The organism is Pseudoalteromonas luteoviolacea DSM 6061 (assembly GCF_001625655.1).
Taxonomy (GTDB): Bacteria; Pseudomonadota; Gammaproteobacteria; order Enterobacterales; family Alteromonadaceae; genus Pseudoalteromonas; species Pseudoalteromonas luteoviolacea.
The window spans coordinates 1-13987 of record NZ_AUYB01000126.1; the positions used below are offsets into that span (position 1 = coordinate 1).

Genomic DNA, 13987 nt, shown 5'->3' on the forward strand with positions numbered 1-13987 from the left:
ACTTATTATCTGAAATCAGGAGCCAGCTGTTTTGCGTCATTTAGTTTAGGCACTTGTTATAAGCTTGAGTGCAAACTGGCCTCAAACATTAAATGTGAAAAAACCGCCAAGCCTATTATTAATAACCATCCTCTTGCACGATATGACCATGCTGCTTCAGGGTGTTTTTTGATATTAATGCCTTGTTTATAAAGAATGAACCCGGATACAAAACAACAAACACAGACTATCACATAATAAGTTGGGTTCCATACTTCAAGCTTATTCCCCATTAGCATATTTATTAAGTCTAACGATGAAAATAAAATAGCGAATGAACCTAAGAACTTTAACATCAAATCTCCCGAAATTTATAACGTTGCCGCTCCAGCCGCGCGCCTTTGGCACTTCGGCTGGAGTGGCCTTGTTATGCTTCTTCGTTGCTTATTCTCTTACTTTCGAGGACTGAATTACAGAAAAATCCATTTTGAAAAGAGAATATTGAGGCAAGTATAATGTCACTTGTTTCTGATAACATTGAATAGACAGCTCCAAAAATTATTGGGGCAGCTAACAAGGATTTCCATAACTCATTCGATTCGAATAAGGCCCTGACAAAACCTCGACCAATTTTCATGCTTGGGTCACCAAGCATTGAGTGAGCCTGCCCTGCCAGAATCCCAAATACCATAAGGACAGCGTAACTAACACCAGACATCAATGTGATTTGATTTTGTTGTGTGTCATCAAACCCCAAGAAAGTCCCGCTGCTAAAAAACGCGACGTATATTGAAAGCGCAGAAATAGAAATAAGAATGAAGACAATGTTTTTCATCTTTCAAGCCTCGTGTTTTCATTTATTTTCTCAAGATAATCCGCATTAAAAGAAGAGTTTCGATTTATTGCCACACCAAAGGCAAGGAGCCTTTTAAGCATGGGGGGATGTGTTTTAGAAATCACCTTTAACAAAATGGGATCGTTAAAATCTTTTAGGTTCACGTCCAGTTTTTTTCCTTTTGCCAATAACTGTTTATTAATCTCATGGGTAGTCATTTCATGAATTGCCCAAAAAAAAGCAGCCCTAGTTTCAGTATTACCAAACGATTTAAACGCAAACTGATCTGCCTCAATCTCCAAATCTGCTGTTTCTTCTGGGAACTGCATTATTTTACTAAAGCCATTAGCTTCTGCGAAATGTCCTGTCTTGTGTCCGCTTGCGATGTGACCGATTTCATGCCCAATAACCCATAGCATTACATTATGTGCAGGTCCCAAGTGTCGCAATAACACCAGCTTTCTAAAGCTTGGCTTGTTGTCAAGTATTGTTGAAAAATGCTGTCCTTCTAGAGTAGATTCGAGCTCATTCTCTATGTAGCTAACCAAACTTACATTTCTGATTAGGTTGATATCGCAAATCACGATATTTTTAAACCCTAGATAGGCACAATTATCTTTGTAGTCATCAAAAGGCGTCGATCTATCCGAATTAAAAAAATATATATTAATAGCGTTTTCTCTCAACTCCTTGTTAATTCTTATTTCACTATAGCTCTTATCGGATATTCTGTTTGCATACTGCAGAGCGTTATCTAGATATTCCTTTCCAAACCCTCTTTCTAGCTCCCCTGGCCAACCAGACGTTTCCGCATAGGCTTTGAGCTTAGATCCTTCGCTATAGGTGTAAGTGAAATACTTACTTTTTCTTGGCAACTCCCACAACCCCTTTTCGGTATAGTCGGAAATAGCAGCGAAAATCACATCATTGTTAGTCTTTACCGTGTGCTTAACTACTATCCCTATTACTAAAACGACACCAATTAGAATCAATCCTGCAATTTGGGTTCTCTGCATTCCTAGTACCTACGAGGCATAACATTTTACTCTACGACAAACGTCACATAACAATAGTGTATCTCCCGCCGCATAACAACGGCTATTCATATACACACCATGTTACTCTAAGACATATCAATAACTTAATTAGATGACACCAGATCAAATTACGTCAATCGTCTCATAACAGTGATATTTGACAAACACCAAGCACTGCGTGTATGCGTGCAAATAAATCAAAATGTAAGATGCTATAAAATCGCCATTTTTATCCATGAGCCAAGCACAAATGAAAATCAATGGGTCAGGTCTTGAATTGTGTACATTGTAAGAATTGAGTCTATAGACTCAAATATCTCAATTCATTCGGTAAATTCCACTAAGTATCTAGATACGGGCCGTATGACTCACATCATGCAATGTGCAAAAACTTGAGTCCAGCTCCCCTTAGATTCGGCTCTGTTGATATGCCACCTTAAAACGTTGGTTATATAACCTATTATTGTTTAGGTATGAGCGTTAACTTGGATTTAAATAGTAGGGAGGAACGGATATCGAAGCTGAAAGCTGTTTAAAATTAGATTTATATAGGAGGTAGTGTGTTTTGCAATAAATTTTATAGATCTGAGTAAAACTTGAAATTTAAACTTTATGATTGAGCTTTTAGTTAGTAGCTTAAAATTAAAAAAAATGGAGCTTGTAGCATAAAACACTTCAAACAACAAAAGATGGAGTTTGTAGCGACTTACAAATTTACAGTGGAAAGTGTACCAAAATCCAAAAATAACTATAAAACAAACCCTTAAATCATTAATGATTTAGTAATTCAACATCATCGTCTTTCAGATCTTGAGGCAATGTAGCGTGTTGCATGTCAATTTAGGTACTTTCTAACTTGCCATGGTCTGTGTTACTTCAGTCATAGGGCCTAGTAAGATACAGTCGCTTTAACTGCAAGTTGGTAACCTGTTAACAATGCTTCAGACTCTTTTAAACTCATAGAGCCATAATTCATTGCAATATATTTTGTGGCCTTTGATGAGTGAGTTGGTTCGGTATTGCCAAACTCAGATTTAAAATTTCCAACTTTAGCTTTTAATGTGCCACTATCTAATTTGCACCGCTCAGCTAATTTATCACATAGTTCTGATTGCAGACCATATGGAAACCCTTTTGACTCTAATTGCTTATATATAACAAAGCACTCTAGTTCTATTTCAAGCGACCAACCTGACTCTGGCTTAAAGTTAAACATTTAGTTATCCTGTAAATACCAACACCCGTTTATTCAGTCACAGGCTAAAATTAGGAAGACAGATCGCCGATCTGTTGTTTATTCTCCTTGATTGAAGCCTATAGCAAAACTGTTTTAGACTGCTCAGCCAAGTAACTACTAATCGATTTGATTGCAATTTCACGCATTAGATCGCGATTAATTAAGCATCGCTTGGTTGAAAACAACTCGCCCTCTGTTATGCTGTGGTCTTTTCTTTTTTCACCTCTGCCACATGTCCATTTATAGGGGTAAGTATTTTTATCTTCTTTGAGCCCACGGTCCTCTTTGCACAATTTCTTCTCCAGTTTTTTAATTTCATCGTGGTTACATTGCAGTTCAAAAAAGCGCTGTGTTGAGCACAACACTGGATGCTTATGCGGAGCAGACTCGCCTCTATGAACAAAATTCGACCGATATTTGTATGTATCTTTGACAATATTCTCTAATTGAGAAGTCGTAAAATGAACAGGTGTAAATTCATTTTGTTCTCTACTGAATTCTGCGCCGCTATTCCAATGCGAATTAAACCCGTGTTGAAGAATATCGCCATCGTATAAGTTCCACCACTGTTCAACAGGGCAATACTTAAACACGAAACCTGCAAAACGTTCTTTCAAGCGCTTATCGTTACTCTGCAAATTGCAATAATGTTGAAAAAGTGCATTAAGTTGAGGATCGTCCTTCGTTACTTCCTTCCATTCATTATGGAGTTTATGCTTTTCGGGTGCTGGTATGGCAATTTGCGCAATACTTTCTATCGCTGAAACTAACATAGAAAAAGACAAATCGAAGTCTTCTTTATAGTCATGGTGGGCCAACTGAACCATTCTAATAGCTTGCATACATTTCTTGTAATCAAACTTTTCACGTCCTGCTTTGTAGGGAAGTTGCCACAAGTTTGAGATCACATCTGATAACTGATTATTCCATTCACCAAGCACATCTCGATGTATATCTACTATTGCTCCACGACCTCGGACCACTGGGTGTATAGCCGCCATTTGCCTCAGGTCTTTTATTTGGAGTACCATAATTTCGTCAGTTGAAGCATTATAGGGTAGTGTATTGAGTACGCTTGTGAAACTAAGGTCGTTGTCGAGCTCTACATTTAAAAACTGTTCACCTGCATCATCCATTTGCGCGGTTAAACGAGGAAAGATTTCAGGTCGTTCGGTTGGCCAGAACTTACAAAAGCGCCCCCAAATATCACCACAGGCGGTTTTGATAACTACTTTAGCATTCTCGATATTTGCAAAATTATCTCCACGATTGTCAGCAATGAAATCCTCAAGCGAAACTAGTTCATCCAAAGTTACACTTTCGATTGTGCCTCCATGCACATAAACACATCTAGATGTCGTAAACGAGACCGCTGCCGCTAGCCCCTGAACAAATAGCTGACGACCATAGGCTGGCACCCACTCTGGTAATTGTACAGGTGATATGAAAGACTGAACGCATTCCTGACCACTTACATCATTGACTCCATGGTTTATCACGATAGAAGGCTCGATAATAATATCCCTTGGCAACTCCCAGTCGCTAGTCAGCTGGAAGTCTAATGAGATATAACCAAACAAACGACCATTAACTGTGCTTTCTTGTTGCTTAAACATACTGAGCCTAGTAACTAAGTTTTGAGAATAGTATTCCTTCCCAGCCTCTGGATGAAAGGCAACAATAGCCTCTTTAAATAAGGTCTGATCTGATATCCAATCTCTAATTGATTCACTCATTACTATCTACTCTGAAGCCTATTCACTATCCACCTATAACTGCATGGTTTGAGTTCACTTAAATCTTTCCCCTTCCTTTCAGCATTGAGCGTATCAAGCTTTTCAAGAAGCTGGTCATAAACCTTCTGATACCTCACCACGGTATGAGTACGCAGGTATTCGTTGATCACGTCATCAATGAGGTCATGTACTTCTTGAGGCAATTGCTTGGTTCGATTGCCTTTGGCTTTATGCCTTGGCATCAGTGCGTTTTTATCCCAGCCGCTTTCCACAAAAGCTTTGTTCCAATGGGCTAGCGTGCGCCATGACGGTGAGCTGCTGTCGTTTATTTCCGCTGCCCTTTGGGTAATATACGGGGTTAACCATTTCTCGGTATAGGCTGGAACGCTTTGTTCAATTGCGCCTTGCACATACTTATAACGTCGCTCCATTTCTTTTCTGGAAGCAAGGTCTTCAGCTGCCTCCATTTCAGGCTTTTTAACGTTACTGAGTGGCTTAAAGGTTAGCTTGGTTGGCAATTCACGCCTTGCGATGGTTCTGAGCTGGCCGTTTAACACCAGTTGCTCAAGCCTTGGCTTTTCAAAATTAAACCGCCCACCGCTTTCGATATCCGTCAACACCACTTCGGATCCCGCAATGCTTTCAACCGCAAAGTAAGAGCATGAATGTTCTGACAGGCGCTTAACTAATATCAGGTCGGGGTTTTGCAAGTCCATTGTGGTGGTATTTCCTAAAGCTACAGCGAAGCATATGTTCAATTAGCGTATACCCTAATTGATCATCACCAATGCTGATTAAAAGTGTTCATTTAGGGTGGTTTAAGGCGTTAGTACGCACTATGTTTATTTAGTCTAGATGCTAAATGAACAATTGCCATGAGTAAGATTGGATATGCGCGAGTTTCAACCACAGATCAGTCTTTAGATTTACAAGTAGCCAAACTTGAGGAAGCTGGTTGTGACAAGGTGTTTACCGATATGGCATCAGCATCGAATACCAAACGCGATGGGTTTCAAGCCCTACTTGGCTACCTTCGTGCCGGTGATACCTTAATCGTGACTCGAGTCGACCGTATCGCTCGTTCCGTACTCGACCTACAAACCTTAGTGAACCACCTAAAATCCAACGATATTCAGCTACAAGCGCTAGAGCAGCCCATCTCAACCGACTCGGCCTCAGGCAAAGCCTTTTTAGATATGCTCGCCGTGTTCGCAGAATTTGAACTTAATATCAGAAAAGAGCGCCAGCTTGAGGGCATTGCTGCCGCTAAAAATGCGGGTAAATACAAGGGCCGCAAGCCAATATCCGACAAAGCCAAGCAAAGCATTTTATCGCTACGCGCAAAAGCTACACCAGTCAGCCAAATAGCAAGCACTGTAAACGTTTCAAGAAACACGGTTTATAAAGTTATCAATCAAGATATTAACAAATGAGTTAACTAGGTATAACATATTGAACTTGGCTATCTGCTTGTGAAAAGGAATAACAGTGGAAGTATTGATACCATTTGCTAAAGATAAAAATGGCTCGCTCGCGTTTGTCGATGAAGTGGAAAGCGGTTTAGAGTGCAATTGTTTTTGCATCAGCTGCGATATGCCTCTTTCCGCGCACAAGTATAAAACGAACATAAGACGCGATCACTTCAAGCATGCACCGAAGGTAAACTCCAAAGATAAGCCATGTGAGATAAGTTATAAACGCGCTATTTTTTGGTTGTGCCGTAATATACTTGCTACCAATTCTAGCATTCGTCTTCCTAGATATATAGGTTATCCAAGCAGGGATAAATCCGATGAAGGCGTACTGGTCACTGATGAAAAGGTATACGAATATCAATCTAAAGTAACATTGAATCCAGCCATTGAAAGCGCTCAAAACGAAATTGCTATCCTACATACCAATGACTTCGACATTACCCTTATTTTAACGCTAGAGATTAGTACTTACCAATTTAGCCCTACATACAACCAAAAGTCCGCCATTGTAGTTGTCGACGTAGAGGATTTTAGAAAATATGTTGAAGGCAAAGTAAATGGCTATAGAGATCAAGTTGAGTCTGAATTACTTGAGAAGCTAGGCATCAAGTATTGGCATTATCACCCTAAACAAGAGCAAAGGTTTACAGAATTTTACCGTAGTAGAAGTCAAAAAATACTATTCGCTAAAAAGGAACAAGCTCAACGTCAGAGGGAGGAGCAAAACCAGTTGGCTGAAGAGAGCGAACTGTTATATAACCCAGTTTATGGATTTCAGCACAACCCTCAATATAAAAGCAAACCAACACGTGCTTTTAGGGAGATTATTGACCTAAACCCTGCACCAAAACAATACGAAACAAGGTGGTTTAGGTGTGGCTACTGTACGAATATGTGGCAACGCTCAAGTACAGATGTTCCTTACTCTGTTACTGAAACGCCGTGCCCATCTTGCAATCACCTAATCAGAATAGGCTAATGAAAACGATATGATTAGCGACAAATCAAAAACCCTTCTTGAGCAAATGAGAATTGACGCTGATGAATACTTCGAAAGCTTACATAAAAGGTTTCATGATGATTACAGGGTATTTACAGATGTTTTGGATAGCTTCAATTGCAATACAAAAACGCAGCCCGAATTCGCTTTTAGAGATTTTTGGCAGCAAAAATACGCTTCTTATCCCATAGAATCAGAACTGTGTAATTGGGCTTTTGAGCTTTTTAACAATATAAAACGGTTTTACTCAGGAGGTGTATTTGAACTATTCAAAAACAGGCAAGTTGAGTGGGGAGCACCACCAATCAGAATTAAACGCGAAGACATACCCACTAACTCAGATATTAAGCAACTTGAAGTTGAAGTAACGATATATCGAGGCTTATCACGCGATGAGTTTGAAAGTAAAAACTACGCACAGCCTTGGACTATAGACATAGAAACAGCTAGACGATTTGCGCATGAAATATATAAAGATAAGGTTAAAGGCATAGTTGTTAAAGCGGCTGTACCAAGAAGTAAAGTTATCTATTTTGATGCTAAGGATAATGAACAAGAAGTGATCATTGAATATGGTGTAATAAGCTGTGCTGAAGTAACTGTCTAAAGTTAGGTAAATGTGCGTTATTCATTAAAATTGGAAGGAAATTGATTTATGGAAAAAGTTTATAAGTATTTTGGTAATGATGTCATTAACTTGGTATTTGCTAGAGAAGGTTTTTGTGGCCTTAAATGCTCCCTCCCAAAAGACTACAATGACCCATATGAACTGTTTTTAGGAATGGATCTAAATACACCTACCGAGCAATTAGCTTTTTATAAAGATGTGGTTGGTGGAATTCCACAAAACCCAACTACATGTTTTTCAAAATCCCCCATAGTTTCTCCAATGTGGGCACATTACGCAAACAACCACTCTGGATTTGTCCTTGAATTCGATTTAGTTGGCCTGCAAAACTATTATGACGGAAACCCCATTTGGGAAGTTAGTTACCGCAAAGAGCCTCACGAAAATTTAAGGAAAATCTTAGAAAAAGCCGCTGTCTTACTCAAACCTAGATACACTTTCGACCTTAATAAGTTTGTTTTTGTAGAATCATACTTCTCTAAATATGACGAATGGAGTTATGAACAAGAATGCCGATTTGTAGATATGAATAATGTCACTGAGCAAATCGATAACAACAGCATTTTATTCATCCCTTTAGAGTTCGTAACTTCAATTATCATTGGTCATAATTGCCCGCAAGAGCTTATAGATTTCAGTCTTGAATTAGCAGAAGACGCTAATATGGAGTGGTATCAACTTTCTATAGGAAAAAGCCACCCAAAACCTTATTTGAAAAATGGTCATGAAGAGGTCTTTATCTTCACAAGTGATAATATTGAGAAAGCTACTAACACCTGCAATTCTTGTGCTGAACCGTTAACAGAAAACACCACTCTGTGCCCGTGGTGCGGAATTACTGAAGCCCATGAAGAAATAGCAGCTCAAAATAACCCATTTAGAATGCTCGATTCAATGGGGCTGTTAGATGAATATATGACAGCAATGAACAAAGTTGACAAATAACGGTACTTAGAAAGTGCCGTGTCATTTTGTAGTCACTAAAAAAATACAACTAAATTAACCGTACCTTCCTCAGCCCATTCACATACCCGCGCTTATAAACCTCATTCCCCTCAGCATCTTTGACTTGTCCAGTTGGCATGACTTCCCAGCCTTGTTTATTGAAAAACGCATCAGAAATTGCCGCTTTAATGGCTTCAACTTCCAGAGGTACCAATTGTTTGTTTTCAAGTGTAGTATTGGTTTTATCACCTTCGGTTCGGTCAATAAACAAGTCTGAGTTGGCTTTTAATGTATTGAGCTGATCGCGGTATTTGTTACGTTCGGCAATCAATGACCCTACTACGGCTCTAATCACTGGGTCGTCGATAGCATCCAAAATATGCTGGTCGTTGCTGTTCAATAACTGCTTTTGGCGCACTGAGAGCGGCTTTTTACACGTTGTGCCTGCATAGGCTGCCCAAGCCTCAATTAATTGCTGAAAATGCTTACCTGTGCGATTACGGATGGTTTGTGTTGATGGGCCGCCTTGCTCTTTAGACAGCCGCCCGATCGTTGCCATAGAAAAGTCGAGAGGCGTTATTTTACTTTGTTGCTCAAGCACAGCATTCAATACCGTTAACGCATTGGCGGTTCTTGTGGTGGCGCTTGCGCAAAGCTCTTGCAGCACTAGGGTTGGGTCAACTGGATTGGCCATTTTTCTTCACTCCTAAAGTGGCTGTTGCCATGTTTGCCAATGTTCTGATGCTAATGCCTGTGTTACTTTCAATCGCTTGCACACCTTGCTCGAGCAGGCCTGCGTCTTTTAAGTAAGCTTCAGTATCAAGGTAAGTAGAGAGCATTGTCATAGCTTTACTTTTGTCTGGCTCTTTCGTGGCATTTAGCATGGCATTAACCATCACATTACCAAGCTTAAGCTGTGCTTCGTCATCAAGCTGCATCAGGATTGGTTGGTAGCCCATGCGCATCAGCATGGTGTTTAGCATGTTTGATCTGTGATTGATGGCCGTGGTTTTCTTTAAGTCATCTTTTAAGTCTGCAAATACTTCTGCGTCATCGCAAATTTGGATCAGCTGCCTAAATTCAGATTTCGTGTCTAAAAAGCTAAAAAATGGTGATATGTCTTGTGCCGAGCCAAGCGCAATTACTTTGTCTTTGCGGTCGTGCTCTTCCCGGTTTTGCTCAATGCTTAGTACCTTACGTATCACCTGAAAACATGCCACTAAGTCTTTGCAGTATTCATCGGCCTCGGTTTTTTGCCGCTCAATACGCCTGTCGATGCTGTTTAACTGGTCGCGCTTGCTAAATGGGGTGCCATTTACCTCGCAAAAGTATTCTTCATCCAATAAGCTCGCTTGCTCGCCCTCTAGTTCCGCAGCAATTTTAGCGGCTTCCGTGGCATGGTAGCTTAAATTGTTAAAATGAGCTGTGAGCGATTGAATGTATCGAATGCTGGTAATAAACCAGCGGCAGCGAATACAGTTCTCAATCCCATGGGGTACTGGCGCGTGTAAATCGGCTTGGTTTCGATTCGCCTTTTTTAGTTTATCGCCGCCATTCCAACACCCAGCAATAGAGGCATGTTCAACCAAGGGGGAAGTGTTGCCACCTGCTAAGCAAATGCCTATCGACTTTTCTTGCCACCCAGCAGGGTTGCGCACTCTCAATGCAGTTTGTAGCGATTCAATATCTTTGAACGCCGCTTGCAGGCCGATTTCTTCAATGGATTTATTGGCCAAGAATGACTGCAAACTATCGTCTTCTTTGTCAATTATTTTGCCTTCAGCCTCACGCATTTTCTTGGCCATCATCACAGGCGTGAGTTTGGTGTAGTGCAAAGTCATGATCAAACGACTGTGGCCAACCAACAGCTTTGACAATATTGGTGTGGGTATTTCCCCCTCAATGGCGTAGCAAGTAATCAAAGAAACGCGTAATGCATGCAAAGGAAATAGCGGCCTTTTGGCATTTTTAGGGTCAACAAAATGCACTTTGGCACCATCTCTTAAAGTATGCTCTTTTTTCGCCACATCGCGCTCGAGTTGGGCAAGCAAAGCCACCCAAAGTGCGTTAACATAACCATCTGTAATTGGCATGCGCCGTTCGCGCTTACGATACGCAGCGGCATTGCGAAACAAAAAGCAAATATCACCAATTTCACTGCGCTGAATTTTGGTTTTAGTGCTACCAAAGTGCTTGTAATCTAAGTCGTAAATAGAGGTAGGTTTACTGATTGGGTTGTACTTTTCTTGCCAGTTTCTGAGCTTTTCTAGCCAATACAACACCTCTTCGTGTTGCCACGGGATCACGTATCCCCGAGTTATTTCATCTTTGTTTCTATCTGCGGTTTTATTGGTGTTGATGTACATGCCCGTCATCACATCACCAATATCTGGCGTAATAATGCGGTGGAATACCCCTTTTTGCCATGGGCGCTTATCGCTGCCTTCAGCAAAATGATGTTGCGCATTCATTTGCCACTCACCATTGCTGTAACGCCATGTATCTGCCTCGCCCGAGTCCAGCATTCGCACTTGAAAGGTTCGCAAAGGTAGCTGCAATTTAAGATACAAAGCCATGGCACGAACGGGTGACCAAATTAAGTAAATGCTGTCTCCTTCTTCTAGGGTTCTAAGTGCACCATCTATTCTTATTTTCCGCTGTTTATCTAGCGTGTATTTTTGCCAAACACAATCAGGATCTGCTTTGTCTATCACCGACTCATCAACTAAAATCCAGTCTTTTAAAAAACGAGCATTGGTGAAGAAGATCTCACTGTAGTCAATGGCCCACTGCCATTGCTTAAAGTGACCTCGAGGCGCGGGGCATAATATGCTGCGCAATTGCTTAATATAGGCGTAGGGTAAAGCGTTGTAGACAGTCTCCTGTCGCCTGACAGGGTTTTGCTCTTTTTCAAAGGGGTTTTGAAATAGTGGCACAGGGTCGCCATTATCATCTGCTTCTGAATAGTAGGTATCAATAATCCAATCAATAAAGCGGCATACATCGTTGTTTTGCCTAACACGGTACCCTTCATTCAGCTCAAACGGTATAAGAAATTTGTTGTAGTCTTGATCTGCCAGTGTAAATAGCTCAATGGGATCGGTAATAAATCGCGGTACCAGGTATTCATCTAAAAAGCGAGCGATTGCGGTGCGTGAATGATCAATTCCGTATTGCTTTTGTTCAAGCCAAGTTGAGGCCAGCTCCCGCCATGTCTCCCAGCCGGATCCGTTTTTCTTGATAAACCAATTAAACTCATAATCCTGTGTTTTCATGGTTTATACCTCCTTAATTTAGGGTATTTACCGCTAAGTAGCCCATCAGGATCAATATCTTCAAAGCCTGATTCCATCACGCTTTGCCAGCTCATGCTGACGTCTTCTTTAAACTCGGCATAGTGTTGGCCATCAAGGTTTTTTGACGCTCTTTCACATGCCAACGTCACGTCTCTAATACTGGGCTGGGTATAAACGGCTTGTGATAACAACGAAGCATGGTGAAGTGCCTTTTTGATCAATCGTGGATCAATGCCCGCGCTCGACATACGCCTGCCATAAGCATGACGATGGGCATGTGGGGTTCGTCCTTCAGGTTTTGACACCACTAGGTTGATACGGGCCATGGCCGTTTTATAACTTTGGTTAAACGCGTTTAGGGTGAGTGATTGGCCTTCGTGAGCTTGTGAAAACGACACAAATGCATACGGGTGCATTCTTGGTAATGGCAATAAATACAGTAAGTATTGCTGCCATAACTTGGCAAATAGCTCACCGTAAAAGGCAGGAAACCAGTGCAGTTGAATGTAATTTTCGTCATCATCAACCACTTTGGTTTTCCAGCCAATTCGGGCGGTGCCCGTCATACGGTTGCGAGGAATTAAGTTAAAGTTCTCAGACAAATACGCTGCGCGTGTTTTTTGTCGTTTGCGGCCAGTCCAGTTATTTGGCGCTCTGCCATCTTCAGGGTGATACAAGCGTACTATCACACCGCTTGGGTTTTCTGGGTCGTAAAACACATCATCCACCCAAAGGTGCAAAGCATCACTTTCTCGTACACCGGTACCATGCATCAGCAACACGATAAGCTGATCACGCAATGCTACGCGTTTATCTCTGGCTTTGCCCAAGCCTTGAATAAAAAAGGGTTTAAAGAGCTTTTCTGGAAATGAAATAGCATCCCCATCAACCTTGAGCACATCCATTTTACCACGTACCTTGCGTACGCTTTTGAGTACACTAGGTAATGGGTTACTTTTTATATGACCTAAAAAGTTGTACTGATTACGTTTGTACCACGCTGCATAGTTAAGGCGTTCTTGATGAGAACTGGCTTGTTCAAACGGGTTTAAGCTAGCTGTATTTCTGTTATTGGCGAGCCAATCCGTTAAACCATTTAGCGCAGATAAAAGTTGATTTACGTTTGCAGTAGAGCGAGGTAACCAATATAAACCCGATGGATCATTCCCCTCTGGGCTAATGGTACCCAACGATAAACGCATAACAAATGATTGAAATAACTTACTGGCGTCTGAAAATAACCCTGTGTTGGCTTCCATGTACTCGAGCAACAGTTGGCAAGCAAACGTAATGCGGTTCATCCATGGCAAACTTTTGATGTGCGACTGACTTATAACGTAATCAAGTAAGGGCTCAAATACACCATACTCGCTAAGCAACACAGGTACTTCAATCAATAAACCTGAATTATCTGTTTTAACGTGCGCAAGAACTTTGACTAACACAGTAACTAAACCAATTAGTACAGATGAGTTTTAGTAGATTAGTATAAGAAGTGCTATTGATCTAATGAACTGAGATCTGGTTTTTTATTTTAGAAAGATAGGAATTAGTACAGATTAGTATAGTTTTGAGTACTATTAATAAGACTTACACTTCAAACATCAAAAGAGAAGAATTTGGGTGGTAGTCTTACCAGCCACATCCCGGCACACAAGTCATCCGCTGTGGCTGCTTCCTTCCGGACCTGACCAGGTTCACGAACTATTGTTGCGAGAGGACCAATAAGACTACCATTGAGGGCCTTGTTTGGCGCGGGTTGAATTATGGCGATTTTCTTACGGGGATGCAAGCGAAAACTAAAAAAGCTTGCTCGTTT

At 41.0% G+C, this 13987-nt stretch carries 13 protein-coding genes and 1 other RNA gene; 4 read left to right on the forward strand and 10 right to left on the reverse strand.

The features are described from left to right. Window positions 1-56: 56 nt before the first annotated feature. The 6 genes from N475_RS25745 to N475_RS18575 all read right to left on the reverse strand — a co-directional run bounded on the left by N475_RS25745 (window position 57) and on the right by N475_RS18575 (window position 5540). A complete protein-coding gene (locus N475_RS25745; RefSeq protein ID WP_063365776.1) occupies window positions 57-335 on the reverse strand; it encodes a hypothetical protein in 279 nt (92 codons plus the stop codon). Between the two features lie 71 nt (window positions 336-406). Further along, complete coding sequence (locus N475_RS18555; protein WP_063365777.1) at window positions 407-814, reverse strand: hypothetical protein; 408 nt, start codon at window positions 812-814, stop codon at window positions 407-409. Next, window positions 811-1830 (reverse strand): M48 family metalloprotease, encoded by a 1020-nt coding sequence (locus N475_RS18560; RefSeq protein WP_063365778.1) that lies wholly within the window; start codon window positions 1828-1830, stop codon window positions 811-813. The genes N475_RS18555 and N475_RS18560 overlap by 4 nt, the downstream gene beginning before the upstream one ends. A 910-nt stretch (window positions 1831-2740) precedes the next feature. Next, the gene (locus N475_RS18565; protein WP_063357049.1) at window positions 2741-3067 is read right to left on the reverse strand and encodes a hypothetical protein; all 327 of its coding nucleotides are present in this window, start codon (window positions 3065-3067) and stop codon (window positions 2741-2743) included. Window positions 3068-3165: 98 nt separating this feature from the next. Then, on the reverse strand, window positions 3166-4824 hold the full coding sequence (locus tag N475_RS18570; RefSeq protein WP_063357048.1) for a hypothetical protein: 1659 nt from the start codon (window positions 4822-4824) through the stop codon (window positions 3166-3168). Between the two features lie 2 nt (window positions 4825-4826). After that, window positions 4827-5540: a hypothetical protein gene (locus tag N475_RS18575; protein ID WP_063365779.1), complete on the reverse strand. Its 714-nt coding sequence runs from the start codon at window positions 5538-5540 to the stop codon at window positions 4827-4829. A 159-nt stretch (window positions 5541-5699) separates the two neighbouring features. On the opposite strand from N475_RS18575, the gene N475_RS18580 reads away from it, so the two are divergent. The 4 genes from N475_RS18580 to N475_RS18595 are packed head-to-tail and all read left to right on the forward strand — an operon-like array spanning window position 5700 to window position 8872. Continuing rightward, entirely contained in the window at window positions 5700-6257 is a 558-nt protein-coding gene (locus N475_RS18580) for a recombinase family protein (RefSeq protein WP_063365780.1), read from the forward strand. A 55-nt stretch (window positions 6258-6312) separates the two neighbouring features. Further along, window positions 6313-7278, forward strand: coding sequence for a hypothetical protein (locus N475_RS18585; protein WP_063365781.1), 966 nt, complete (start codon window positions 6313-6315; stop codon window positions 7276-7278). Between the two features lie 10 nt (window positions 7279-7288). Then, window positions 7289-7906, forward strand: coding sequence for a hypothetical protein (locus N475_RS18590; RefSeq protein WP_063365782.1), 618 nt, complete (start codon window positions 7289-7291; stop codon window positions 7904-7906). 48 nt (window positions 7907-7954) lie between these two features. Continuing rightward, complete coding sequence (locus N475_RS18595; RefSeq protein WP_063365783.1) at window positions 7955-8872, forward strand: DUF2971 domain-containing protein; 918 nt, start codon at window positions 7955-7957, stop codon at window positions 8870-8872. Between the two features lie 49 nt (window positions 8873-8921). On the opposite strand, the gene gmtX is transcribed toward N475_RS18595, so the two are convergent. The 4 genes from gmtX to ffs all read right to left on the reverse strand — a co-directional run bounded on the left by gmtX (window position 8922) and on the right by ffs (window position 13895). After that, window positions 8922-9566 (reverse strand): gamma-mobile-trio protein GmtX, encoded by a 645-nt coding sequence (gmtX, locus tag N475_RS18600; protein WP_063365784.1) that lies wholly within the window; start codon window positions 9564-9566, stop codon window positions 8922-8924. Further along, a complete protein-coding gene (gmtZ, locus tag N475_RS18605; protein WP_063365785.1) occupies window positions 9550-12147 on the reverse strand; it encodes a gamma-mobile-trio integrase GmtZ in 2598 nt (865 codons plus the stop codon). Before gmtZ ends, gmtX begins: the two co-directional genes overlap by 17 nt. Continuing rightward, window positions 12144-13613, reverse strand: coding sequence for a gamma-mobile-trio recombinase GmtY (gene gmtY, locus N475_RS18610; RefSeq protein WP_063365786.1), 1470 nt, complete (start codon window positions 13611-13613; stop codon window positions 12144-12146). Before gmtY ends, gmtZ begins: the two co-directional genes overlap by 4 nt. Window positions 13614-13798: 185 nt before the next feature. Beyond that, window positions 13799-13895, reverse strand: an RNA gene (gene ffs / locus N475_RS18615) — signal recognition particle sRNA small type. Window positions 13896-13987 lie beyond the last annotated feature (92 nt).